Origin of the sequence: Mesorhizobium sp. M1D.F.Ca.ET.043.01.1.1 (assembly GCF_003952385.1) — a bacterium.
Taxonomy (GTDB): domain Bacteria; phylum Pseudomonadota; class Alphaproteobacteria; order Rhizobiales; family Rhizobiaceae; genus Mesorhizobium.
On record NZ_CP034444.1, the window covers coordinates 4,285,287 to 4,310,671 of the forward strand.

Below are 25,385 nucleotides of genomic sequence, written 5' to 3' on the forward strand. Positions count from 1 at the left end.
CGCTACCCCTCCATCTCCTCTCGCAGCATCTCCAGCTCCAGCCATTCCTCCTCAAGCCCGGCCAGCGTCGTGCGCTCCTTGTCGAGCGCCGCAATGGTCTTCTGGAACGAGACGGGATCGCGCTCGTAGAAGGACGGATCGGCGATGTTGTTCTCCAGCCGCGAGATCGAAGCCGTCACCGCCTCGATCTTCTTCGGCAGCGATTCCAGCGCGAATTTCTGCTTGAAGGAGAGTTTCTTCGCCGGCCCTTTCGAGGTGGTCAGCTCGGCCTTGGGCGCAACGCCCGCGTCGGCGGTTTCGGCCTTGGACTTCGCCCGGCGCTCTTCAAGCCTCGAGCCGCCGCGCTGCGCCAGCATGTCGGAATAGCCGCCGGCATATTCGATCCAACGGCCGCCGCCGTCGGGCGCGATCACGCTGGTGACGGTGCGGTCGAGGAAATCGCGGTCGTGGCTGACCAGGATCACGGTTCCGGCAAAGCCGGCGACCAGTTCCTGCAACAGCTCCAGCGTCTCCATGTCGAGGTCATTGGTCGGCTCGTCGAGCACCAGGAGGTTCGCCGGCCGGGCCAGTACGCGGGCCAGCAGCAGGCGCGCCCGCTCGCCGCCGGAAAGCTCGCGCACAGGCGTGCGCGCCTGTTCCGGCTTGAACAGGAAATCCTTCATGTAGGAGACGACGTGGCGCTGCTCGCCATTGACCACGAGGTTCTCGCCACGGCCGTCGGTGAGGTAATGCGCCAGCGTCTCCTGCGGGTCGACGGCCTCGCGCTTCTGGTCGAGCGTCGCGATCTCCAGATTGACGCCGAGCCGCACTGTGCCTGCATCCGGCGTCAGCTCTCCGGTAAGCATCTTGAGCAGCGTCGTCTTGCCGGCGCCGTTGGGGCCGACCAGGCCGACACGGTCGCCGCGCTGGATGCGGGTCGAAAAACCCTTGACGACGGTGAGGTCGCCAAAGCTCTTCTCGATACTCTTGGCCTCGATCACCAGCTTGCCGGATTCGGCGGCGTCGCTCGCCACCATGGTCGCGGTGCCCTCGGCGCCGCGATGGCTACGGAAGCGCTGGCGCATGGTCTGCAGCTCGCCGAGGCGGCGCATGTTGCGCTTGCGCCTGGCGGTGACGCCATAGCGCAGCCAATGCTCCTCGCGCACGATCTGGCGGCCGAGCTTGTGCTGCTCGCGCTCTTCCTCTTCCAGCACCTGGTCGCGCCATTCCTCGAAATGCGCAAACCCCTTGTCCAGCCGCCGCGTCTGGCCGCGGTCGAGCCAGACCGTGGCGCGCGAGACGCGTTCGAGAAAGCGACGGTCGTGCGAGATCAGGATGACGGCGGACGAGGTGTGGGCAAGCTCCTCTTCCAGCCATTCGATGACCGACAGGTCGAGATGGTTGGTCGGCTCGTCGAGCAGCAGGATGTCGGGTTCGGGCGCCATGACGCGGGCAAGCGCCGCGCGGCGCGCCTCGCCGCCGGAAAGGTCGTTCGGCCGTTCCTCCCCCGTCAGGCCGAGATGATCCATCAGATAGGTGGCGCGATGCGGGTCGTCGGCCGGGCCCAGCCCTGCCTCGACATAGGCGCGCACAGAGGCAAAGCCGTCCATGTCGGGCATTTGCGGCAAATAGCGAACCGTCGCCGAAGGCTGGCGGAAGACCTCGCCATCCTGCGGCTCGATCAGCCCGGCGGCGATCTTGAGCAGCGTCGACTTGCCGGAGCCGTTGCGGCCGACAAGCGCGATCTTCTCGCCGGCGGAGGCACTGAGCGCGGCGCCGTCGAGCAGCGGCGTGCCGCCAAACGTCAGTTTTATGCCGTCGAGATTGAGAAGAGGCGGAGCCATGTCAGCTTTCGGGAAGAGGATAGGGATGGGCGAGCAGAAGCGCCCGGCCACGCTCGAGCGCGATCTCGAGCCGGCCCTTGACCTCGTTTGATATAGTGAGCGAGGAGCCGAACGCCACCTCGACACGGTCAAGCGGCCACTTGGCGCCGGAGACCGTCAGGCCGGCGAGCTCGGAAAAGCCCAGCACCGAAAACAGCGTGCCGTCGGCGTAGTCGAAGCCGGCTGTGCCGGGCAGGATGGGCACGCCTTCCTGGGCGCCGCTGGTCAGCAGCACCGTCGTGCCCGCCTCGGCCAGCCGCACGCCGAGAGCCAGATGCAGGAAGGCATGGTCGGCGCGCTTGCCGCCGAAGGCGCCGGCCAGCACCAGGCTGGTGGCGCCGCGCGCGAGCGCCTCGGCGATGGCCAGCTCGCCATCGGTCTTGTCCTTCTCGGCCGGAAAGATCTTGCGCGGCACGGCGGCGAGGTCGGCCGGAAGGTTCGCCGGCACCGAGTCGAAGTCGCCGACCCAAAGCTCAGGGATCAGCCCAAGCATGCGGGCATGGCCGATGCCGGCGTCGGCGGCGATGACGCGGGAGCCTTCGATCTGGCGATCGAGCCGAGGCGTGCGGACGAGGTCGCCGCCAAGCAGGATGGTGAATGTGCCCATGGGCGTCGCCCTTACCAGCCCCGGTCGTGAAACGGAAGCCAGGCGCATCCAAACCAAACGGCGCTGCGTTCCAGAATAGGCCGTGATGCATTGGATGCCCCGGCAAACTTCCGCTTGCGCGCCGCATCGGCCGGGCCTATGTCTCGAAACGCTCTAACGGGGTGCCGGACGCTGACTTAGCGAACCGGCTGAGAGGCGACAAAGCCAACCCGCTGAACCTGATCCGGTTTGTACCGGCGGAGGGATTAGACGTTTCGGACCATCCGACGCCTCAATTCCTTTAACGCGAACGAAGGAGGCGCCGATGCGCTCATTGTTGTCCCGGCTTATTCTCGCGATAGGCTTTGTTTCACTTCTGGCAGGCATCGCGCCCGCCGAGGCGAAGGACAAGCTCACCGTCTATACCTATGAAAGCTTCACCGCCGACTGGGGTCCGGGACCCGCGGTGAAGAAGGAATTCGAAGCCGAATGCGGCTGCGATCTGGAATTCGTCTCCGTCGCCGACGGTGTGGCGCTGCTCAATCGCGTCAAGTTGGAGGGCGCCGGCACCAAGGCCGATGTCGTGCTCGGCCTCGACACCAACCTGACGGCCGACGCCAAGGCGAGCGGACTGTTCGCGCCGCATGGCGAAGTGTCCGGCAACAATGTGCCGGGCGGCTGGAGCGATGACACGTTCGTGCCCTTCGACTACGGCTACTTCGCCGTCGTCTACGATACCGAGAAGCTGAAGAGCCCGCCGAAAAGCCTGAAGGAACTCGTCGAGGGCAACGCCGCCGACAAGATCGTCATCCAGGATCCGCGCACCTCGACGCCGGGCCTGGGGCTGCTGTTGTGGGTGAAGTCGGTCTATGGCGACAAGGCGCCGGAAGCCTGGGCGAAGCTCAAGGCAAAAGTGCTCACCGTGACGCCCGGCTGGAGCGAGGCCTACGGCCTGTTCACCAAGGGCGAGGCGCCGATGGTGCTGTCCTACACCACCTCGCCGGCCTACCACATGGTGGCCGAGAGCACCGAACGTTACCAGGCTGCGTCCTTCGAGGAGGGCGAATACCTGCAGATCGAGGTCGCCGGCATCACCACCACGGGCGCGAAGAACCCGCTGGCGGAAAAATTCATCGCTTTCATGACCGGACCGAAATTCCAGGACGTCATCCCCGAGACCAACTGGATGTTCCCGGCCGGCAAGACCGACAAGCCGCTCAACCCGGCCTTCGACAAACTGGTGAAGCCGACCAAGACCTTGCTGTTCAGCCCGGAAGAGGTCGCGGCCAACCGCAAGGCCTGGGTGGACGAGTGGCTGGCGGCGATGAGCAAGTAGGTGGTCTTGGTTATTATCCTTCCAAGATGATTGCTCTACGGCGCCCCCCTCTGTCCTGCCGGACATCTCCCCCACTTGGGGGGAGATCGGTTGTCATCGGCGATTTCGCCAATCGCCGACGGTGCAGGAAAGAGTGGGGCGCCAAAGCTGCCGATCTCCCCCCTTGTGGGGGAGATGTCCGGCAGGACAGAGGGGGGCGCGAAGGAACGCGGCGTTCGCTAGCCTTCAGCCCTGCCCACGTGGTGCAGCGTGCAGTCCGCACCGCGCCCTGACTCCCGCGTCACCGCCGGCATCGTCGCCCTTGCGGCAATCGCCGTGCTCATCGGCGGCGCCTTCGCCGGGCTCATCCTCGAAGGCGCGAACGACCTGTCCGGCGCTCTCGCCGCCTTCGATGGCTACCTGTTCCGCGTCGCCCGCTTCACGCTGTGGCAGGCGCTGCTGTCGACATTGCTGTCGGTCGCGCCGGCGCTGCTGGTGGCACGCGCCCTGTCCAGGCATCCGGGCTTTCCGGGCCGTCGGCTGATCCTGCAGCTCTTCGCCGTGCCGCTGGCGCTGCCGGCAATCGTGGCGGCGCTCGGCATACTGGCACTCTATGGCCGTGCCGGCTACTTTGCCGGCGTCCTCGGCAGTCTTGGCGCCGGGGAATGGCCTGGCATCTATGGCCTTTCCGGCATCCTCATCGCGCATGTCTTCTTCAACCTGCCTTTGGCCACGCGCCTGTTCCTGGAGGCGCTTGGCACCGTGCCGGCCGACCAGTGGCGGCTGGCGAGCCAGCTCGGCATGGGGGCTTGGCCGGCGTTGCGGCTGATCGAATGGCCGGCGCTGCGCGCGACGTTGCCGGGCGTCGCCGGGCTGGTCTTCATGCTCTGCATCACCTCCTTCACCATCGTGCTGACGCTGGGCGGCGGACCGGCCGCGACGACCCTGGAAGTCGCCATCTACCAGGCGCTGCGCTTCGATTTCGATCCCGCGCGGGCCGTGACACTAACGTTTCTCCAGATCGTCCTGACCTTTGTCGTGGTCGCCATGCTCACGCGGCTCGGCGCCAACACGGTCGGCGACGCCAATTTGCCCGTCGCGCCACGGCGCTATCTTGCGGCAGGCCAGGCTGAGACGGTGCTGAATGCCGGCCTGATCGCGCTTGCCCTGCTGTTCGTCGCCGGGCCGATGGCGGCGACCGTGCTGGCCGGCCTGAAGGCCGATCTCGGACGGTTGGCCGGCGAGGAGGCGGTGCGCCGGGCGACGCTCACCAGCGCCGGGCTTGCTTTGCTGTCGGCGCTGGCAAGCGTCGCGCTGTCCCTGGCGCTGATCGCCGCCCGGCGCGCGCTGGCCCTGCGGCGGCGCGCGGGCGGCGCCACGTCGCTGCTCGAGCATGCCACCGACACTGGCGCCGGCTTCGTGCTCGTCGTGCCGCCTATCGTGGTCGGCGCCGGCTGGTTCCTGGCCCTGCGCACCATCACCGATGTGTTCGCCATCGCGCCGGTCATGGTCGTTGCCGTCAACGCGGTGATGGCGATGCCGTTCGCCATCCGCGCCGTTCGCCCGGCCTACGATGCGGCGAGCGAGCGTCATGAGCGCCTCTGCCTGGCGCTCGGCATTTCCGGCTGCAACCGGCTGCGCCTGGTCGACTGGCCGGCGCTCAGACGGCCGCTCGCTACGGGCTTCGCCTTCGCCATGGCGCTGTCGCTCGGCGACCTCGGCGTGATCGCGCTGTTCGGCAGCGATTCGGTGCAGACCTTGCCCTATCTCCTCTTGGCGCGCATGGGCAGCTACCGGACCGCTGACGCCGCGGGGCTGGCCTTGCTGCTCGGCCTCGTCTGCCTGATGCTGGTGGTCGCCGCCGATTGGCTGGGGCGGGAAGCAACGGCATGACAGGGACGACCGACGGGATTGCGGCACAGAAGGCGCTCGCCGTCGCGCTGAAGGGCGTTTCGTTCAGCTATGGCGAGGCGTCATTCCGCTTCGACGCCGAATTCGCCGCCGGCAGGATCACCGCCGTCATGGGGCCAAGCGGTTCAGGCAAATCGACGCTGCTCAACCTGGTCGCCGGCTTCGAATCGCCCGATGCGGGCAAGGTGCTGATCGGCGGCATCGATGTCGGCACTGCTGCGCCTTGGGCGCGCCCGGTGTCGATGGTATTCCAGGAAAACAATCTGTTTGCCCATCTTTCGGTCGAGGGCAATGTCGGGCTCGGCCGCTCGCCATCGCTCAAGCTCACTGCCGCCGACCGTCATTCGGTCTCGGAGGCGCTGGGGCGCGTCGGCCTTGCCGGCAAGGAGAAGCGGCTGCCGCGCGAGCTTTCGGGCGGCGAGCGCCAGCGCGTCGCGCTGGCAAGGGTGCTGCTGCGCGACCGTCCTGTGCTTCTGCTCGACGAGCCTTTCGCCTCGCTTGGTCCTGCGCTGCGCGACGACATGCTCGACCTTGTGGCCGGCATCCATGCCGAGCGGCACATGACGGTGGTTTTCGTCACGCACCAGCCGGAGGATGCGCGCCGCATCGGTCAGGAGATCGTGTTTGTGGACGAGGGCAGGGTCGCGGCAACGGGGTCGGCCGCCGATTTCTTCGACGGCTCTGGACCGGTCGCCTTCCGGCGCTATATCGGCGATCGAGGCGGCAGCGTTGCCGGATGACAACACATTGCCCGGAAGCGGACATAATTTACGGCCAAACCGGCTGCGGGTAATCCGGCGTTTGCTTGCCTTGTCCGGGGGAGTGTGGCTAGGTCCGGCCATGCTGGTCCGGAGTGGCCGTGATTTGCCGAAAGATTTCGAAAGGAAGCCGATCTGACGACCGGCATCGAGAAAGTGTGGACGAGGCCGCTGGCGCGATTTTTCGCGATGGCCGGCTTTGCCGTGGCGCTGGCGAGCTGCCAGATGTTCACGCCGCCGGACGTGCAGGAGTCCGGCTTCCAGCCCTCTGACAAGCCGATCACGGTCGACAACGTCGTCGCCAACGCCAAGCTCGCCGAAATGGCGAAAGCGCAGCATCCGCGGATACTCGCCACCTATGGCGGCGAATATTCCGATCCGAAGCTCGAGCGCATGGTGGCCAAGGTCGTCGGCAACCTGACGGTGGTGTCGGCCAACCCGACCCAGACCTATCGCATCACCATTCTCAATTCGCCCAACGTCAATGCCTTCGCGCTGCCGGGCGGCTATCTCTACGTCACGCGCGGGCTCCTGGCGCTTGCCAACGATTCCTCGGAACTCGCGGCCGTCATCGCGCATGAGATGGGCCACGTCACCGCGAATCACGGGTTGCAGCGGCAGCAGCTCGAGGCCGAGGAAGGGCTGGCGACCAAGGTGGTCTCCGACGTGCTCGGCGACAGCCCGACCGCCAAGGCGGCGCTCATCCGCGGCAAGCTGAAACTGGCGCAGTTCTCGCGCAACCAGGAACTGCAGGCCGACGCCATCGGCATCAAGTCGATCGGCGAGGCGGGCTATGACCCCTATGCCGCCGGCCGCTTCCTGCAGTCGATGTCGGCCTATACCGATTTCCGCTCGGTCAGCGGCGCCACCGATGCCAGCCTCGACTTCCTGGCCACGCACCCCAACACGCCGCAGCGCATCGAGCTGGCGCAGCGCCTTGCCCGCAATTTCGGGCCACCGGGCGTCGGCACGCGCGACCGCGACGCCTTCCTCGCCGGCATTGACGGTCTGCTCTACGGCGACACGCCGGAAGAAGGCTATGTGCGCGGGCAGACCTTCCTGCATCCGGGCCTCGGCGTCTCGTTCTCGGTGCCGGACGGCTTCGTCATCGACAATTCGGCGGCCGCCGTGACCGCCACCGGTCCGGGCGACATTGCCATCCGATTCGACGGCGTGGCGATCGACAAGTCGGTGTCGCTGACCGACTACATCCGAAGCGGCTGGGTCGCCGGACTTGAAGACTCAAGCGTGCGCCAGGAAACGGTCAACGGCAACGAGGCGGCGATGGCGCATGCCAGCGCGCAAGGCTGGCAGTTCGACATCGCGGTCATCCGCGCCGGCGGGCAGGTCTACCGGCTGCTCACCGCCGCGCCTTCGGCCAGCAGCGCGCTGGAGCCGGTCGCGCGCTCGGTCAGCGGTTCGTTCCGCACGCTGAGCGCGGCCGAGAAGGCGGCGCTGAAGCCACTGCATATCAGGGTGGTCACCGTGCAGCCGGGCCAGAACATGGGCACGCTTGCCGCCCAGATGGTCGGCGTCGACCGCAAGCTCGACCTCTTTCGCGTGCTCAATGCAATGTCGCCCGGCGCGACCGTATCGGCCGGCGACAAGGTCAAGATCGTCACCGACAGGTAGGGCCGGCGCCCGCATTCAGGCGGTTTGCGCGAAGACGACTCGGCGCCGCCTGTTCGATTGGCGCCGCGCATGCCAACGCTGTTGGTATCCGTCAGAAGAGCCCGGAGCTGACTCCGTCAAAGCCGCCGGTGCTTCCTGTGTCGGAGCCGGTGCTGGCGCCGGTGTCAGAGCTGCCACTGCTGCTGCCTTCAGAGCTTCCGTCATCGGAGCCGCCGCTGCCGGAGTGCTCCGAGTGATCGCCGTTACTGCCGCGCCAAGGCGCCGGTCCGGTATCGTTCTGTATCGGCTTGACCGGTACCTCGACGACCGGTGGCGTCTTTGGCGTGGGTATGCGGACCACCTTTATCTTGGTGACTATTTTCCGCACGACCTTGGGCTTGCACACCGCTGCCGTCAGCGTGCTGCGCGCGGGAAGACCGAGAATGCTCATCGAATACACGCCTTGCCGTTCGATGCCGGCTCTGAGGAAAGCCAGGGCGCGGCCCGGGTCGGCGGGCACGCCATTGCGGCCTTCCTGGAAGATCAGGGCGAGATCGTTCATGGCATTGATATGCCCCATCGCCGCCGCCTTGAGCAGAAGGTCCAGCCCCTTGCCGGTATCGCGCTGGACGCCGAGGCCATTGAACAAGGCGCGTCCCCAGGCGGCCATGGCGTAGGGGTCTCCCTTGTCGGAAGCTTGCGAATAGAAGCCGCTCGCTTTCGTTGGATCCACGGCCGTCCCTATGCCGGACGAGGCGATGGAGCCGAGCTCGAAGACGGCGCGGACATGCCCCTTGTCGGCGGCATCCTGGATGGCCTTCCTGGCCTCATCGACCTTGCCGGCCGCCAGCAGCGCCCGCCCCAGCTCATAGTGGAAGCGAGCGACATCGGGGTAGGCCGTCACCGCCGCCTCGCAAGCCTCGACAGCCGCGCCGCCGATCTCGTTCGGCAACCTGCCGCCGACGACGCCTTGCAGGTCCAGCGGCGCGCCCGCGGCCTGGTCGCAGGGGTTGAGGCTTGGCGACAGCTTCATCGTCGCCGACCTGGACGCGTTGCCGGCGCGGATTTCGAAGCCAACCTCGACGGGAGTTGCCGAACCGATCTGCGGCTCGTAACGCAGATTGTCGACTTCATCGGCCGTCAGGCTCGATTGAGGCGGCAATGTGCGATCCGGCAACGACAGCATTCCGGTTGCCGGATAGCTCGCCAGCTTCAGGCTGACCGCGGGATCCCCGATCGGAAAGTCCAGCTTCAATGAAACCGGGCCAACGCCGACTGGAATGCTGATGTCGCGGCTTTCGATCGCCTCGGCGGCACCGCTGGGCAGGTTCAGCGCGCCAGGCTCGATGGCCGACGGCTGGACTTTCTCCGGCGCCGGTTGGCTCGGGCCGCGCAACAACACCACGTCGTCGATCAGCGAGGAGTTTTCCCAGGGAACCTGCTTGCCGTTGGTGGCTTTGACCACGTCGCGGCGCACGGCCGCCATCACGGCGCGGATCTCCTGGTCCGGCGCCAGCGCGCGGCGGGTGAAGGCGGATGAGAAGGGGCTGAGGCTGCCGGCGCCGTCATAGGCGACCGCTCCCGGCTCGGTGGCGAAAGCAATCAGCGTGTTCAGCGAGCTTTTCACCTGCGCCAGGCCGGTGTCGCCAGCGACGATCAGCTGGTCGCGCAGCCAATAGTCCTTGCGCGGGAACGGATTGTTGCGGCAGGCATCGAGGATGATCACCTGGATCTTCGACTTGGAGCGCAACTGCTCCAGCACGTCGTCAAGCTTGATCGCCTGGACCTCGACGTCGGCCGCGGCCTTCAGCGAAGCATCGACCGGAATGAGGAAATTCGCGCCGCCGATCTGGAAGCCGTGGCCCGAATAATAGACGACGGCGAGATCGGCGCCGTCCGCCGCGGCGAGATAGTTGCGGAACTGCTCCTCGAACTGCAGCTTGGTGAGATCCCTGGCGACGAACACGTCGAAGCCGGCCAAGCGGAACGTGTTCGCCACGTCACGAGCATCCCTGTCCGGATTCTTAAGCGCCGGGATTTGTTGGTATGCGGAATTGCCGATCACAAAGGCAACCCTGCGATCGGCGTGAGCTTCGAATGCCGTGAACCCCATGAGGATCAGGGCCGCAAGGAACGCGTAGCATCGCAGCATGGCAAATCCCCCATCCGCTATGGTCTGTTGGCTCAACAAAGACCAGTTGCGGCCCGCGGGTCTGTTAAAGAATTCACAATACGCCGATTTGGAAAAGAAGAAAGGTCGCTGCGTTCGCGATATATTTTGGGTTTGTAGATATTTATAGATATTTTGGCGTCAGCAACTTCAAGTTGCTGCTCAGGCTGCTTCCGCCAGGAATTCCGGGTTCTGCTTGACCAGCGCCACCCGCAGCTTTTCCATGGCCCGCGCTTCGATCTGGCGGACGCGTTCCTTGGAGATGCCGAGCGCTTCGCCGAGCGATTCCAGGGTGGCGCCGTCGTCGCTCAGCCGGCGCTCCTCGATGATCCGGAGCTCGCGGGCGTTGAGCGCGCCGAGCGCGCTTTTCAGCCAGATGGCGCGGCGCTCGATGTCGATCGTCTCGCCGACCACCTCGTCGGGAAGCGGATCCTCCGAGACCAGGAAATCCATCCGTTCGGCGGCGCCGTTCTCGTCGGCCAAAGGCGCGTTGAGCGAGCTGTCGGGAGCCGAAAGGCGCGAATCCATCATCGCCACGTCGGCCTCAGGCACGCCGAGCGCGGCCGAGACCTCGCGATAGAGCGAGGCGTTGGAGATTGGCTCGGCGCCATTGGCGAGCCGGGCGCGCAATCTTCTCAAATTGAAGAACAGCGCCTTCTGCGCCGAACTCGTCCCGCCACGCACGATCGACCAGTTGCGCAGGATATAGTCCTGCATAGAAGCGCGGATCCACCAGGTGGCATAGGTCGAGAAACGCACTTCGCGGGCGGGCTCGAAGCGGGCCGCGGCCTCCAGCAGGCCGACATGGCCTTCCTGGATCAGGTCGCCGAGCGGCAGGCCGTAGTGGCGAAATTTGGAAGCCATCGAAATCACCAGGCGCATATGGGCGACGGTGATCATGTGTAGCGCGTCCTGGTCGTTCTTCTCCCTCCAGCGTATGGCCAGGAGATGCTCCTCGTCGCGCTCGAGATAGGGAGCCTTCATTGCCGCCCGGACCAGTGTCCGTCCTGCCACATCCTCGATCATGCGGGCTCCTCTTGGAGGTCGTTGCGCCGATGGCGGTTGAAAAGACGCTGCCGCGCCCTACAACAGCCTGCAACGTGTCAGGCGCATGGATGGTTCCGTGCGGCGGAGGCGCGCATGCATTGCGCCTCGCACGGTTTTGTTATCGATCCCGGGCGCTTGCCTGTCGCGATTTGCATCGATTTTGAGGATCAGATTTCTGGCCGAGCCAATGTTTGAAATCTGGTTCCTTATTTCGCGGACATCTATCTGTCAGTTTGCGGCTCTCACACTGCGCCGGGGCACCGGTCAAAACGGGATCACAGAAAAATGAAATGGCTCAAATCGCTCCTCGTCGCCGGAACGCTGCACGTTCTGGCGGTTACAGCCGGTCACGCCGGCGCCAATCTCGACCAGATCAAGCAGGCAGGGGTCATCAAGGTCGGCACCGAGGGCACCTACGCGCCCTTCACCTATCATGACGAATCCGGCGCGCTGGTCGGCTTCGACGTCGAGATCGCCAAGGCGATCGCCGAGAAGCTCGGCGTCAAGGTGGAATTCCTCGAAGGCAAGTGGGACGGCCTGATCGCCGGTCTCGACGCCAACCGCTACGACGCCGTCATCAACGAGGTCGGCATCACCGACGCGCGCAAGGCCAAGTATGATTTCTCCGATCCCTACATCGCTTCCAAGGCGGTGCTGATCGTGCGCGGCGACAACAGCGACATCAAGACCTTCGCCGATCTCAAGGGCAAGAAGGCGGCGCAGTCGCTGACCTCGAATTTCGGCAAGCTCGCCGAGAAGAACGGCGCCGAGCTGGTCGGTACCGACGGCTTCGACCAGTCGATCCAGCTGCTGCTCACCGGCCGCGCCGACGCCACCATCAACGACAGCCTGTCCTTCCTCGACTTCAAGAAGCACAAGCCCGACGCCAGTGTGAAGATCGCCGCGCAGGAAGAGAACGCGGACTATTCCGGCGTCATCGTGCGCAAGGGCGATCCGGAACTGGTGGCGGCGATCAACAAGGCGCTGGCCGACATCAGGGCCGACGGCACCTACAAGAAGATCGCCGACACCTATTTCGGCCAGGACGTTTCGCAGTAAGACACCAGCTTCGTTCTTTTTGATCCCGGCGGGCCGTCTTTGACGGTCCGCCGGTTTTTGCGTGATAGTCATCCAGATAGCGGGCAGACGCTTTCGCATCCGGAAAAGAGAGGGCTCCGTGCCGCACTGGCTGCAATTGATGCTGGAATCATTGCCGACGCTGCTGTGGGCGGCATTGATCTTCACCGTGCCGCTGACGCTGCTGTCTTTCGCGCTCGGGCTCATCGCCGGGCTGGTCACGGCGCTGATCAGGCTGTTCGGCCCGAAGCCGCTGGTCGCGCTCGTCCGGTTCTATGTCTGGATCTTTCGCGGTACGCCGCTGCTGGTGCAGCTGTTTTTGATCTTCTACGGCCTGCCGTCGGTCGGCGTCCTGCTCGATGCCTTTCCCGCCGCGCTGATCGGCTTCACGCTCAACATCGGCGCCTACACCTCGGAGATCATCCGCGCCGTCATCGGCTCGGTGCCGAAAGGGCAATGGGAGGCTTCCTACTCGATCGGCATGACCTGGAGCCAGGCGATGCGGCGCACGATCCTGCCGCAAGCAGGCCGCGTCGCGGTGCCGCCGCTCTCCAACACCTTCATCTCGCTGGTCAAGGACACATCGCTCGCGGCGGCGATAACGGTGCCCGAGATGTTCCAGGCCGCGCAGCGCATCGTCGCCACCACCTACGAGCCGCTGATCCTCTATGTCGAGGCGGCCGCGCTCTACCTGGCGATGAGTTCGGTGCTGTCGGCGCTGCAGGCTCGGCTGGAGGTGCGGCTCAATCGCTATGGCGGCTTCCTGGAGGCCAATGCATGATCGGCCTCACCGATATCGAGAAGCGCTTCGGCGACAACCTTGTCCTGAAGGGCGTCACCGTCAGCATCGACGAGGGCAGCGTCACGGCGCTGGTCGGGCCGTCGGGCGGGGGAAAGAGCACGCTTTTGCGCTGCATCAACCTGCTGGAGATTCCGACCTCCGGCACCTTGCGCATCGGCGACGAGACGCTGGAATTTCACGCGGGCGCAAAGGTGCCGGCAAGGGATGTCCAGCGCGTGCGCCTGCAGACCGGCATGGTGTTCCAGAACTTCCAGCTCTTTCCGCATCGCACCGCGATCGAGAATGTCATGGAAGGGCTAGTGACGGTGCTGAAATGGCCGCAGGCCAGGGCGCGCGAGCGGGCGCTGGCGCTGCTCGAAAAGGTCGGCATGGCGCACAAGGCCGATGCCTGGCCGGCGACGCTATCCGGCGGCCAGCAGCAGCGCGTAGCGATCGCCAGAGCGCTGGCGCCGTCGCCGCGCGTGCTGCTTTGCGACGAGCCGACCTCAGCGCTCGATCCAGAACTGGCGCAGGAAGTGGTCGATGTGCTGGGACAGCTGGCCCGCGAAGGCACCACCATGGTGATGGCCACGCATGATCTGAGGCTCGCCTCCAAGATCGCGCAGGAAGTGGTGTTCCTCGATGCCGGCTCGGTCGTCGAAAAGGGCCCGGCCTCCATCGTGTTCGACAATCCGGAGCGTGAGCGGACCAAGCGCTTTATCGCCTCGCTGCGCCAGGAAGAGGCGCAGAAGGAAGCCGGCGGCGAGGGATAGGTTTGGCGCCGGACCCCAACAAAAAACCCGGCGCGAGGCCGGGTTTTTCGTGTTGATGGGGCGGAAAGCTCAGGCAGCTTCTTCCTGCTCGGCTTCCTCGTTGTCGGCCTTGGCGCCGCGCTTCGGGCCCTTGTTGAGGTTGACCTCGATGAGGCGCACCGCTTCCGTCTCCGACATGCGGTTGACGGCGGCGATCTCGCGGGCCATGCGGTCGAGCGCGGCTTCATAGAGCTGGCGCTCGGAATACGACTGCTCCGGCTGGTTGTCGGCGCGGTAGAGGTCGCGCACCACTTCCGAGATCGAGATCAGGTCGCCGGAATTGATCTTGGCGTCATATTCCTGCGCGCGGCGCGACCACATGGTGCGCTTGATGCGGGCGCGGCCCTGCACGACCTTCAGCGCGCGGTCGACGTAATCCTCTTCCGACAGCTTGCGCATGCCGATCGAGGTCGCCTTGGCGACCGGCACCTTGAGCCGCATCTTGTCCTTCTGGAAATCGATGACGAACAGCTCCAGCTTGTGACCCGCGACTTCCTGCTCGTCGATGGCCACGATCTGGCCGACGCCATGCGCCGGATAGACGATGAACTCACCGGTCTTGAACCCGTGACGGGCCGCGGTGGACTTCTTCTGCGGGGTGATCGTTGCCATTACGCCCTGAACTCCTTAGTTGTAGCGCCGGCATGGCGGCGCCGGCTGAACCCACGTGACCGGCGTTGGCCGATCGTTAGCCGCACAACAGGTGAACCCGCCGGAAAAACCGAGACCGACAACCCGCACGAATGCGACCGCCTGCCCCAGATCGCTCTGGTTGGGGTTTGAAAAGCTCACCTTTCAGTGATTTGGGGCGTTAGCGCCATAAATCGACGTTGTGTCACCGGCATGTTTGGTTGATGTAACACAAAAAGTCGGAAGAATCAAGGTTTTGCTGCGTTCGCTAACGTCAAGCGCCGTCGCTGCCTGTCAAGACAGCAATCGTATCGGCTCCGTTACGCCGCGTCATGCCGACTTGGGCGGCTGAGCCGTCAGTCGCCTTCGCCAGGCTCGGCCGAGAAATATTTCTCAAACTTTCCGGTCTCGCCGTCAAAGGTCTTGGCGTCGGCCGGCGGCTCTTTCTTGGCGGTGATGTTGGGCCATTTCTCGGCGTATTCGGAATTGACCTGCAACCATTTGTCGAGGCCCGGCTCGGTATCCGGCTTGATCGCGTCGGCCGGGCATTCCGGTTCGCAGACGCCGCAATCGATGCACTCATCCGGGTGGATGACGAGCATGTTCTCGCCTTCGTAGAAACAGTCGACCGGACAGACCTCAATGCAGTCCATGTATTTGCATTTTATGCAATTGTCGGTCACGACATAGGTCATTGCAGGCTCCGGGACGTCCCGTTTTGTCGGGCTTTTCAAGGTGAGGTAACGCCTTTGTCCGTCGCTTGCAAGGGCAGGGCTTGCCGGCTGGGGCAGCGTGGCGGAATGGAATTCCAGCCGGCTGTCGCGACGAGTTCGGATGGTTCCTTCTAGTCTTCGCCGAGCAGCCGGTCGGTTTGCCGGCGCTCCCGCTTGGTCGGGCGTCCGCTACCGGCCTCGCGCAGCGCCGGAATGGCGTCGGGAACGGCCTCGCCCTTCGGCGTCGGCAGGGGCGACATGTCCTCGTAAAGCAGGCGAGCTTCCTCGGCCGGGCCGCGCCGGGAACCGCAGCCGAGCAGCTTCCAGACCAGGATCCGGCGGTCGAGCGTGATGGTCAGCACATCGCCGGCCTTGACCAGATCGGAGGCCTGCGCTGCTTTGTCGCGATTGATGCGGACGCGTCCGGCAACCACCAGCTTCGCCGCCAGCGAGCGCGATTTCACCGCACGCGAGAAGAACAGCCATTTGTCGATGCGCTGGCGGCCTTCTCCAACCATCGCAACCGGCCTGGGCTATTTCTTCAGCTGGTCGCGCAACGCGGCGAGCTTGGCGAAGGGCGAATCCGGGTCGAAGCGCTGCGGGCGCTCGTCGCGCGGCTTGCCCTGGAAGGCCGGCTTGCCGGCATTGCCCTTGCCGTCCTGCCTGTTGCCCTTCCAGTCCGGCCGCCCCTCGCGGCGGTCGGGGCGCTCGCCTTGCGGCTTGCCGTCGCGCCGCTCGCCGTCACGTTCCGGGCGCGGCTTGAACTTCGAGCGATCGAAGCGCGGCTTGCCGGCGCCCTCGCGCTGGTCGCGGCGTCCCTCATGAGCCGGCCGATCGCTGGCCTGGCCACCCGTGGCGCCTGGCTGGCCATCGCGTGCCGCCTGGCCGTTGCGCGGACGATTGTCGCGGCGGTTGTCATGACGGTGGCGCGGCCGCTGATGGTCGAAACGGGCCTGCCGCCACAAAAGGATCGGCTTAGGCTCTTCCTGCTCGGTTGCGGTTTCGGCGGCGGCGGCTTCCGGTGCGGCGTCCGTCGGGGCTTCCGTTGCCGCGGCGGTATCGGACCGAGCAGCGCTCTCGCCACTTTCCGCCGCAGGTGCCGCTTCGGCAGTTGGCTCAGCCTCGGCAGCAACGGCAACCAGTTCATCGGTTTGTTCCGCCGCGGCCTCGTTCGCCGCCACGGTTTGGGTGTGCGCTTTTGCTTCAGCAGCGGGTTCTGCATCTGCTTCGGCAGCAGGCTCGCCTGTGGTATCGGCTTCGTTGGCGGCGTGTACTTCAGCCGCCGCCTCCGAGTCTTCGGCAGCCGCTTCGGCAACGGCATCCGTGGTCGATGCCTCAGCCTTTGCTACCCGAGCGGCCTCCTCCGCTGCGAGCTTCGCGGCGGCGGCCTCGCGGGCCGCGTTGTCCAGCGCGTCGAGCTTGGCCTTCACCTCGGCGGCCGGCTTCGGTTCGGAGCGATAGCCCAGACCTTTGAGGATCTCTTCCATGTCGTCGGCGGTGGCGCCGAGAATCGACATCATCGGCGGCGTCACCATGAAGGCGTGGCCGTCATAGGCGCCGTCCGGACGCTGGCCGAGGCCGGGCTTCCAGTTGGTCGCCGGACGGATCAGGTCGGCCAGCCGCTCGAGGATGTCGACGCGCACGGCGCGGCGGCCGAGATTGCGATAGCCGGCGAGCTTGTAGAAGGTCTTGTCGAAGGCCGGGTCGATGACCACCGACGTGCGGCCCGATGCCAGCGCATGCACCACGTCGCCGAAGCCCGGCTTGTCCTTGCCGTCGTTCTTCAGCGCCCACAGCAGCGTCACCAGCCCGGCCGGCGCCGGCTTGATCAGCGCCGGCACGAAGACATGGTAGGCGCCGAAGCGCACGCCGAGGCGTCGCAGCGCCGCGCGGCCCTCCTGGTCGAGCGACTTCATCTCCTCGGCGATGTCGCGGCGATTGATGAGGCCGAAATGCTCGACGAGCTGGAAGGCGATGCCGCGCGCGATGCCGGCGAGCTGCTCGGCATTCTTCAAATCGACCAGCGGCTTCAAAAGCGTTTCGATCTGGAAATTCACGAAACGCTCGGCGCGCGCCGCCACCTTGTCGCGGGCCGGCCCGGTAAGCTGCTCGTCGGCGAGCAGCACGAGCCGCGGCTTGAGTGCTTCGTCGCCGGCGACCAGCGTGCCGATCGGCGCGCCGATCCAGCGCAGGACGCCGTCCGAGCCCAACGCCAGATCGCCATTGGCGCAGGCGGCGAAGCGCTCGGCGCGCGCCTCGAACTCCGCGCTGAGCGCCTTCTGGGCTGCGGTGCGCACCGCCTTGGCGTCCTCGCCGCCGGCGCTCTGGTCGGCGGTGAAGCGGAATCCCTGCAACTCGCCGACGTGATGGCCTTCGACGAGGACGGTTCCGGTTGGGCTGATTTCGGCTTCAGGCATGGTATTTTCTCTAAGGCGCCGCATGAGGACGGAAGTCCTGCGGTCTACGAAGCGTTTCGTCAACCGCTCATGCAGCGCATCCGACAATCTGTCTTCGATTTCGCGCGTCTTTTCCTGCCAGTGTAGCTGATCGGCCAGCCAGCCAGGCCGGTTGGAGACGAAGGTCCAGGTGCGGATCTGGGCGATCCGGTGCGACAGCGTGTCGATATCGCCATCCGTGGTGTCGGCTCGCCGCACCTGCTCGGCCATGTAATTCTCATCGACATGGCCACGGCGTGCAAGGTCCATGTAGATCGAGGCGATGAGGTCAGCATGCTGGGCCGGCGCGATCTTGCGGTAGTCGGGCAGCGCGCAGGCTTCCCAAAGCAGCGCCACGCGCTCCTTGGCAGTGGCGAGCGCCCTGATGTCCTCGTCGCGCGACAGGTGCTCCAGCGCCTGGGCGTCGACCGCCGGCAGCGCCCGGGTCAGCCCTTCGACCGGCGCGTTGGTTTCGATCGAGCGCTTCAACGCGTCGAGGCTGGAGAAATCGAAGTCGGCGGTGCGCCACTGCAGCACCTTCACCGGGTCGAAATCGTGCCCCTCGATCTTCTTGACCAGATCCTCGTCGAACGGATCGACCTGGCCGGTGACGCCGAAGGTGCCGTCGCGCAGGTGGCGGCCGGCGCGGCCCGCGATCTGGCCGAGCTCGGCCGCAGTCAGGTTGCGGTACTGGTAGCCGTCGAACTTGCGGTTCTGGGCGAAGGCGACATGCTCGAGATCGAGGTTCAGTCCCATGCCGATGGCGTCGGTGGCGACGAGATAGTCGACGTCGCCCGACTGGAAGATCTCCACCTGGGCATTGCGGGTGCGGGGCGAGAGCGCGCCGAGCACGACGGCGGCACCGCCCTGCTGGCGGCGGATCAGCTCGGCGATCGCATAGACCTCGTCCGCCGAGAAGGCGACGATCGCCGTGCGCCGCGGCAGACGGGTGAGCTTCTTCGAGCCGGCATAGGCAAGGTGCGACAGGCGCGGCCGCGTCACCACCGAAACGCCCTTCAGCAGTTTCTGCAGGATGCCGTGCATGGTGGCGGCGCCCAGAAGCAGCGTCTCCTGGCGGCCGCGCAGATGCAGGATGCGGTCGGTGAAGATGTGGCCGCGCTCGAGGTCGCCGGCAAGCTGCACCTCGTCGATGGCGACGAAGGCGGCATCGGTCTCGCGCGGCATCGCCTCGACGGTGCAGACGGAATATTTGGCGCCCGCCGGAACGATCTTTTCCTCGCCGGTGACCAGCGCCACCTTGTGCGCGCCAACCTTCTCGCAAACGCGGGCATAGACCTCGCGGGCAAGAAGTCTCAGCGGCAGGCCGATGACGCCGGTCTCGTGCGCCACCATGCGCTCGATGGCGAGATGGGTCTTGCCGGTGTTGGTGGGGCCGAGCACGGCGGTCACGTCGCGGCCCGAAAGGATCAGCGGCTGGGAGTGTTTCGGCTGGATATTCATCGGCTCGGAAATGACGCTTTCTGCCGCTTGTTGTCGGGGACGCGGCGGTGCCGCCGCGTATGACAGCCGACACATAGGGATTTCAGACGCGAAGCGAAAGCGGAATGTTCCCATCAGGAGATGGCGCAACGACAGGCAAGATCAAAATCCGCTGCCGATTAACCGTTGGAACGAGTCTGGAACGAATCGGCGACGAATCACTGACTCGGTCTGATTCAGGTTTTGTTCACGGCTATATGTGGATTTTTTGACGATGAGTCTCACCACATGCTGAATCCGGGAACTGGCCCGTTTCATGCTTGGCTTGACGGGCCGCGAGGGCTGTTAACCTTTGCTGGTGAACGATCACCGCCGGCTAGGGCGCAGCCGCCAAGATTATGAAATGGTTGATCTTTCCTAACCGCCGTTAATCTTTTCAGCGCCATTTCCGAGCCTCGGCGTTAACTTTGCGACCAAAGCCGGAACGAATCGGCGACGAATCAGCGATCCACGCATTTTCCCGGTTTGTTCACCCCCCAGATATGGTGTTGTCCACAGCTTGCGCACCGAAAACTCACAGCTTGTGAACAAGGTTTCGCACAGGGCGCGGGGAGGCCGTTAACTTTTGCGTGCCGAATTGAGGCATACATCGCGCGGCCCGGAAAAAACAGCCGACCCGATTGCGTCGGGCCGGCTGCCGCGGCGTCAAAAGATCTCAGGCAAGATGGATCTCAGGTGAAATATTGGCCGCCATTGGCGCTGATCGTCGAGCCGGTGATGAAGCCGGCCTCGTCCGACGCCAGGAAGACGACGCAGCGCGCGACCTCTTCCGGCTCGCCGAGCCGGCCGACCGGAATTTGCGGGATGATGCGCTCGTTAAGCACCTTCTCGTCGATCGCCTTGACCATCTCGGTCGCGATATAGCCGGGACAGATGACGTTGACGGTGATGCCCGCGCGGGCCCCCTCCTGCGCCAGCGCCTTCGAGAAGCCGATGTCGCCGGCTTTGGCGGCGGAATAATTGACCTGGCCGGCCTGGCCCTTCTGGCCGTTGATCGAGGAGATGGTGATGACGCGGCCGAACTTGCGGTCGCGCATGCCGCTCCACAGCGGGTGCGTCATGTTGAAGACGCCGGAGAGGTTGGTGTCGACGACCTCCTTCCACTGCTCGCGGGTCATCTTGTGGAACATGGCGTCACGCGTGATGCCGGCATTGTTGACCAGCACCGAGACCGGTCCGAGATCGGCCTCGACCTGTTTGATGCCGGCGGCGCAGGCGTCGTAGTCGGCGACCGACCATTTGTAGACGGGAATGCCGGTCTCGGCCTTGAATTTCCCAGCCGCTTCGTCGTTGCCGGCATAGTTCGCGGCAACCGAATAACCGGCATTCTTCAAAGCCACCGATATGGCCGCGCCGATGCCGCGCGATCCGCCCGTGACGATTGCTACCTTGCTCATGTGGTCCTCCCTTTAAAATCGTCTGAGCGAATAGGGAGTAGCGAATAGCGAGTAGGGACCTGTCGTCCCGGCGCGCAGCGCTTTTCTTCCCTATTCGCTACTCCCTATTCGCTATTTGCCGAGCTCAGAGCGCCTCGACGCACATGGCGACGCCCATGCCGCCACCGATGCAGAGCGTGGCGAGACCCTTCTTGGCGCCGCGGCGGCGCATCTCATAGACCAGCGTGTTGAAGACGCGGGCGCCGGAGGCGCCGATCGGATGGCCGATGGCGATGGCGCCGCCATTGACGTTGACGATCGAGGGATCCCAGCCCATGCCCTTGTTGACGGCGCAGGCCTGCGCGGCGAAGGCTTCGTTGGCCTCGACGAGATCGAGATCCTTGACCGACCAGCCGGCCTTCTCCAGCGCCCGCTTCGAGGCCGGGATCGGGCCGGTGCCCATGATCGCCGGATCGACGCCGGCGGTCGCCCAGGAGGCGATGCGGACCAGCGGAGTGATGCCGCGCCGGGCGGCCTCGGCCTCGGTCATCAGCAGCGCGCCGGCGGCGCCGTCATTGATACCGGATGCGTTGGCTGCGGTGACCGTGCCATCCTTGTCGAAAGCCGGCTTCAGCTTGGTCATGGCGTCCAGCGTGGCGCCGAGACGGATATATTCGTCCTGGTCGACGATGGTGTCGCCCTTCCTGCCCTTGACGGTGAAGGCGACGATCTCATCCTTGAACCTGCCGGCCTTCTGCGCGGCTTCGGCCTTGTTCTGCGAAGCCAGCGCGAACTCGTCCTGGTCGTCGCGGGTGATCTGGAACTGGCGGGCGACGTTCTCGGCGGTGTTGCCCATGTGGTAGCCGTTGAAGGCATCCCACAGGCCGTCCTTGATCATGGTGTCGATCATCTTGTAGTCGCCCATCTTGACGCCGGCGCGCAGGTGCTGGGCGTGCGGCGACAGCGACATCGATTCCTGGCCGCCGGCGACGATCACCCTGGCGTCGCCGGTAACGATCTGCTGCATGCCGAGCGCGACGGCCCTGAGACCCGAGCCGCAAACCTGGTTGAGGCCCCAGGCGGTCGTCTCCTTGGGCAGGCCGGCATTGATGGAAGCCTGGCGGGCGGGGTTCTGGCCCTGAGCGGCTGTCAGCACCTGGCCGAGGATGACTTCGTCCACTTCCGCCGGATCGACCTTGGCCCGCGACAGCAATTCCTTGATGACGACGGCGCCGAGCTGGTGCGCGGGCGTTGCGGCGAAACTGCCGTTGAAGGAGCCGACCGCCGTGCGGGCGGCGCTGGCGACGACGATTGAATTGGAAGCGGACATTTTCTTCTCCAGACTTCGAGGTGTCGTGTTGCGGGCTATCCTTGAGGACTTTTCTTGCCCGTTCAAGGACCTGAGTCAAACCGGAAATGGGCATGGCCGCCATGCGCGGCAAGCAGGTCGGGCGCTAATCGTGACGGCGCAGCCGTTGCCGCGCAGCACAATTTGCTCCGCCCTTTCCGCATTAAATGATGCCGCACTGCACAAAGCACTTGGAATTATGACGCTTTTGCGCATATCCTCGACAAATGGCGCAATCGTTACCGGCCGCTTACTCTGAACGCGCCGGTATCCTGGGGAGGATACGGATGGCCGCAAAAGACGACCCAATCGTCATCAAGAAATATGCCAACCGCCGGCTCTACAACACCGGCACCAGCACCTATGTGACGCTCGAGGATCTGGCCGACATGGTCAAGAAGGGCGAGGAGTTCACGGTGCAGGACGCCAAGACCGGCGACGACATCACGCATCCGGTGCTGACCCAGATCATCTTCGAGCTGGAAAACAAGGACGGGCAGAACATGCTGCCGATCCCGTTCCTGCGCCAGCTGATCTCCTTCTACGGCGACCAGATGCAGATGATCGTGCCGAGCTTCCTCGAACAGTCGATGATCGCCTTCTCCAAGGAGCAGGAACGGTTCCGCGAGCAACTGAAGGGCGCGTTCGGCAAGACGCCGATCGACATGATGAAGACGCCGATGAAGGCGCTGGAGGAGCAGACGCGGCGGAACGTGGAGATGTTCCAGAACGCCATGCGCATGTTCACGCCGTTCCCATCGGCAGGGACCAATGCGTCTGCCTCGGCCGAGCCGCCGAAGAAGGAAGAGAAATCCGACGATCTGCAGGAACTGAAGGCGCAGATCGCCGCGATGCAGCGCAAGCTGGATACGATGTCCTGACGGGTGTGCCGATATTCAGGTGAGGCCGGCCTGCGAACGACGGCTTCCTGCGCTTCCGGTGCTCACGTACTTCAAGTACGCTCCGCTCCGGTTCTCGGAAGCCATCGTTCTCGACTCGGCGTGACCTGAATCTCAGCGCACCCTACGGCGTTCCATCGCTCACCGCTCTCTCGGCCAGCCCGTCATAGCGGGCGCGGGGCCTGATCGGCCTGTTGCTCGTCACCTGCTCGAGCGCGTGCGCCGTCCAGCCGACGCTGCGGCCGAGCGCGAACAGGCGGAAGGGCGCGTCGGCGGGCAGATGCAGGCTCCGCGTCAGTGCTGCAAGAGCGAAATCGACATTCGGATGCAGGCCGGTAGCGGCAAGGACGCTGCCGCGCAGACGCAACAGGGCGTCATCGACCCGGACATGCGGTAGCAAGACCTCAGCGCGCGGATCGCCTTCGGGGTAAAGCTGGTGACCGAAGCCAGGCAATGGCCGGTCATGGGCGAGCCAGCGGGCGACCGCCTCGTCCGAGCCCAGCCGCTCGGCGTCCTCGGCAAGCGCGATCGCCGCGGCGCCGGCACCGCCATGGCGCGGTCCGGCAAGGGTGGCGAGGCCGGCAAGCAGGCAGGCCGCGATCGGCGCGCCGGTCGAGGCCGCGACGCGCGCGGCGAATGTCGAAGCGTTGAGCTCATGATCGGCAAGCAGCACCAAAGCCCTGCGGATGAGATCGGCGCCGGCGGCGTCGACCGACCAGCCGCGCGCCAGCCGTTCATGCACCGGCTCCGCCCCAGGGCTTGCGCCGAGGGATGTCGCGAGCACGCTAGTGGCGTTGGCGCCGTCCTGCTGCAGCATGGCCGGCCGGCGGCCGAGCGAAGGCCGACCCGCGGCCGCAAGCGCCGATAGTCTTGCAAAGGCCGTTTGCGTGCCGCTCTCCCGAACGGCCGAAGGGGTCAGCGACGCGAAAGACACCAGGGCGCCCGAAGCCCAAAGCAGGCCCGCCGTCTCCTCCAGCGTCGCCGTCGCCGCAAACGTCGCGGCGTCCTTGCCGCGATAGACGAGGCGGCCGTGCAGCACGGTCGAGATGGCGGTGGTGATTGCCGGCTCGCCCCAGGCGATGGCGCTTTCGGCGATCGCCTGCGGGCTGCGTCCGCGCGCTCGGCGGGTGGCGAGCGCGGCAATGTCGTCGGCGCGATACTGGCTGCGGCGCGGGTCGACCCCGTCCGGCCGCATGCCGATGCGGCCGCGGCTGACATAGGCATAGAGCGTCTGCGGCCGGACATTGAGCAGCGCCAGCGCTTCCTCCCGCGTCAGCCATTCCGACATGCTTGCCGCCTCATATTGATTCAGTTGATCAAGATTGATGCATTGATCGCGCAGCATTAATTGCAGTGCACAAAAGGTCAAGGAGACAAGGTCATGGCAAACGGGCTCGATGATGTTGTGGCGGCGGAGACGGTGCTTTCCGATGTCGACGGCGCAGGCGGACATCTCACCATCCGAGGCCACTCATTGACCGAACTCGCCGGGCATTGGCGCTACGGTCAGGTGGTCCGCCTGCTGCTCGAGGGCTTCTTCGACGAGCTTCCCGGCGACGCCGAACTGGAGAGAGCGATCGGCAAGGCGCGCGTCGAGGTTTTCGAACGGCTGCAACCGATGCTTGGCCAAATCGCGCCGCTCGATATCTACAGCGCGATGCGCGCCGGCATCGCCCTTCTGCCGGATGGCGAGGCGCTTGCCGATGCGCTCAGGCTGGTCGCGGCGCCGGCGGTGCTGACGCCTGCCCTGCTGCGGCTCGGCCGCGGCGAGAAGCCTGTGGCGCCGGACGCTCGCGCCGATCACGCCGCCGATATGCTGAAGATGCTTGGCGGTCCGTCGTCGCCGGCGCTCTCCAAGGCGCTCGACACCTATCTGGTGGCGGTCTGCGACCACGGGCTCAACGCCTCGACCTTCGCGACGCGGGTGGTGGCGTCGACGCAGGCGGGTTTGACCTCGGCGATCCTGGCCGGGCTCGGCGCGCTCAAGGGGCCGCTGCATGGCGGCGCGCCGGGACCGGTGATCGAGATGCTCGATGCCATCGAAGCCAGCGGCGACGCCGCTGCCTGGCTGCGCGACGAGATCGCACGCGGCGAGCGCATCATGGGTTTCGGCCATCGCATCTACCGTGTGCGCGATCCGCGCGCCGACGTGCTCAAGGCGGTCGTGCGGCGGCTTGGTTCCCGCAAGGAGACCGGAAGCCGGGAGACTGGCAACCGGCTGGCCTTCGCCGAGACCGTGGAACAGACGGCGCTCGATGTGCTCAAGGTCGCCAAGCCGCAGCGCTCGATCCAGACCAACGTCGAATTCTACACGGCATTGCTGCTCGAAGCCGCCGGCTTCCCGAAAGAAGCGTTCTCCAACGTCTTTGCCGCCGGTCGCGTCGCCGGCTGGATTGCGCATGCGCGCGAGCAGCAGGCGACCGGACGGCTGATCCGGCCGCAGTCGCGCTATGTCGGACCGGTGCCCGATCTCGTCGCCTGACATTTGGCGGCCGATGCAACCTCTCCTCTCCCGGCGGGTGGAGAGGTTTTCATGACCGAAATTTCACGTGAT

The 25,385-nt window shown here is 65.4% G+C and carries 20 protein-coding genes and 1 riboswitch; of the genes, 9 read left to right on the forward strand and 11 right to left on the reverse strand.

The window, feature by feature from the left end:
- Positions 1–2 precede the first annotated feature (2 nt).
- Both EJ067_RS20780 and EJ067_RS20785 read right to left on the reverse strand, forming a co-directional pair.
- The gene (locus EJ067_RS20780; protein WP_126087134.1) at positions 3–1,823 is read right to left on the reverse strand and encodes an ABC-F family ATP-binding cassette domain-containing protein; all 1,821 of its coding nucleotides are present in this window, start codon (positions 1,821–1,823) and stop codon (positions 3–5) included.
- Between the two features lies 1 nt (position 1,824).
- Positions 1,825–2,469, reverse strand: a complete 645-nt coding sequence (locus EJ067_RS20785; protein ID WP_126087135.1) for a thiamine diphosphokinase — start codon at positions 2,467–2,469, stop codon at positions 1,825–1,827.
- Between the two features lie 147 nt (positions 2,470–2,616).
- A riboswitch (TPP riboswitch) is annotated at positions 2,617–2,731 on the forward strand.
- A 42-nt stretch (positions 2,732–2,773) separates the two neighbouring features.
- Here EJ067_RS20785 and thiB point away from each other — a divergent pair.
- The 4 genes from thiB to EJ067_RS20810 all read left to right on the forward strand — a co-directional run bounded on the left by thiB (position 2,774) and on the right by EJ067_RS20810 (position 8,064).
- Positions 2,774–3,784 (forward strand): thiamine ABC transporter substrate binding subunit, encoded by a 1,011-nt coding sequence (gene thiB / locus EJ067_RS20790; RefSeq protein WP_126087136.1) that lies wholly within the window; start codon positions 2,774–2,776, stop codon positions 3,782–3,784.
- A 249-nt stretch (positions 3,785–4,033) separates the two neighbouring features.
- A complete protein-coding gene (gene thiP, locus EJ067_RS20800; RefSeq protein ID WP_126087138.1) occupies positions 4,034–5,656 on the forward strand; it encodes a thiamine/thiamine pyrophosphate ABC transporter permease in 1,623 nt (540 codons plus the stop codon).
- Positions 5,653–6,414, forward strand: a complete 762-nt coding sequence (gene thiQ / locus EJ067_RS20805; protein WP_126087139.1) for a thiamine ABC transporter ATP-binding protein — start codon at positions 5,653–5,655, stop codon at positions 6,412–6,414. The genes thiP and thiQ overlap by 4 nt, the downstream gene beginning before the upstream one ends.
- 207 nt (positions 6,415–6,621) lie before the next feature.
- Positions 6,622–8,064, forward strand: a complete 1,443-nt coding sequence (locus tag EJ067_RS20810; protein ID WP_126087140.1) for a M48 family metalloprotease — start codon at positions 6,622–6,624, stop codon at positions 8,062–8,064.
- Positions 8,065–8,155: 91 nt separating this feature from the next.
- On the opposite strand, the gene EJ067_RS20815 is transcribed toward EJ067_RS20810, so the two are convergent.
- Both EJ067_RS20815 and EJ067_RS20820 read right to left on the reverse strand, forming a co-directional pair.
- Positions 8,156–10,195, reverse strand: coding sequence for a caspase family protein (locus EJ067_RS20815; RefSeq protein WP_245467993.1), 2,040 nt, complete (start codon positions 10,193–10,195; stop codon positions 8,156–8,158).
- Positions 10,196–10,375: 180 nt separating this feature from the next.
- Positions 10,376–11,239: an RNA polymerase factor sigma-32 gene (locus EJ067_RS20820; protein ID WP_126087141.1), complete on the reverse strand. Its 864-nt coding sequence runs from the start codon at positions 11,237–11,239 to the stop codon at positions 10,376–10,378.
- A gap of 306 nt (positions 11,240–11,545) precedes the next feature.
- Between EJ067_RS20820 and EJ067_RS20825 the strand changes: the two genes are divergently transcribed.
- The 3 genes from EJ067_RS20825 (at position 11,546) to EJ067_RS20835 (ending at position 13,891) form a co-directional block, all read left to right on the forward strand.
- A complete protein-coding gene (locus tag EJ067_RS20825; protein ID WP_126087142.1) occupies positions 11,546–12,319 on the forward strand; it encodes an amino acid ABC transporter substrate-binding protein in 774 nt (257 codons plus the stop codon).
- Between the two features lie 118 nt (positions 12,320–12,437).
- On the forward strand, positions 12,438–13,118 hold the full coding sequence (locus tag EJ067_RS20830) for an ABC transporter permease subunit (RefSeq protein WP_126087143.1): 681 nt from the start codon (positions 12,438–12,440) through the stop codon (positions 13,116–13,118).
- On the forward strand, positions 13,115–13,891 hold the full coding sequence (locus EJ067_RS20835; protein ID WP_126087144.1) for an amino acid ABC transporter ATP-binding protein: 777 nt from the start codon (positions 13,115–13,117) through the stop codon (positions 13,889–13,891). The genes EJ067_RS20830 and EJ067_RS20835 overlap by 4 nt, the downstream gene beginning before the upstream one ends.
- Before the next feature lie 69 nt (positions 13,892–13,960).
- Here EJ067_RS20835 and EJ067_RS20840 read toward each other — a convergent pair whose 3' ends face one another.
- The 6 genes from EJ067_RS20840 to EJ067_RS20865 all read right to left on the reverse strand — a co-directional run bounded on the left by EJ067_RS20840 (position 13,961) and on the right by EJ067_RS20865 (position 21,914).
- The gene (locus tag EJ067_RS20840) at positions 13,961–14,542 is read right to left on the reverse strand and encodes a CarD family transcriptional regulator (protein ID WP_040974338.1); all 582 of its coding nucleotides are present in this window, start codon (positions 14,540–14,542) and stop codon (positions 13,961–13,963) included.
- Positions 14,543–14,916: 374 nt separating this feature from the next.
- Positions 14,917–15,255 carry a ferredoxin FdxA gene (gene fdxA / locus EJ067_RS20845; RefSeq protein ID WP_126087145.1) on the reverse strand — a complete coding sequence of 113 codons (339 nt, stop codon included), beginning with the start codon at positions 15,253–15,255 and terminating at the stop codon, positions 14,917–14,919.
- Between the two features lie 149 nt (positions 15,256–15,404).
- Positions 15,405–15,791, reverse strand: a complete 387-nt coding sequence (locus tag EJ067_RS20850) for an RNA-binding S4 domain-containing protein (RefSeq protein ID WP_126087146.1) — start codon at positions 15,789–15,791, stop codon at positions 15,405–15,407.
- Between the two features lie 15 nt (positions 15,792–15,806).
- Complete coding sequence (locus tag EJ067_RS20855; RefSeq protein WP_126087147.1) at positions 15,807–19,169, reverse strand: helicase-related protein; 3,363 nt, start codon at positions 19,167–19,169, stop codon at positions 15,807–15,809.
- Between the two features lie 710 nt (positions 19,170–19,879).
- Complete coding sequence (gene phbB / locus EJ067_RS20860) at positions 19,880–20,605, reverse strand: acetoacetyl-CoA reductase (protein WP_126087148.1); 726 nt, start codon at positions 20,603–20,605, stop codon at positions 19,880–19,882.
- A 124-nt stretch (positions 20,606–20,729) separates the two neighbouring features.
- Positions 20,730–21,914, reverse strand: a complete 1,185-nt coding sequence (locus EJ067_RS20865; RefSeq protein ID WP_126087149.1) for an acetyl-CoA C-acetyltransferase — start codon at positions 21,912–21,914, stop codon at positions 20,730–20,732.
- Between the two features lie 305 nt (positions 21,915–22,219).
- On the opposite strand from EJ067_RS20865, the gene phaR reads away from it, so the two are divergent.
- Positions 22,220–22,813, forward strand: coding sequence for a polyhydroxyalkanoate synthesis repressor PhaR (gene phaR, locus EJ067_RS20870; RefSeq protein WP_126087150.1), 594 nt, complete (start codon positions 22,220–22,222; stop codon positions 22,811–22,813).
- Between the two features lie 142 nt (positions 22,814–22,955).
- Here phaR and EJ067_RS20875 read toward each other — a convergent pair whose 3' ends face one another.
- Complete coding sequence (locus tag EJ067_RS20875; RefSeq protein ID WP_126087151.1) at positions 22,956–24,119, reverse strand: citrate synthase family protein; 1,164 nt, start codon at positions 24,117–24,119, stop codon at positions 22,956–22,958.
- A gap of 93 nt (positions 24,120–24,212) precedes the next feature.
- On the opposite strand from EJ067_RS20875, the gene EJ067_RS20880 reads away from it, so the two are divergent.
- Entirely contained in the window at positions 24,213–25,313 is a 1,101-nt protein-coding gene (locus EJ067_RS20880) for a citrate synthase/methylcitrate synthase (protein WP_126087152.1), read from the forward strand.
- Positions 25,314–25,385: the final 72 nt, after the last annotated feature.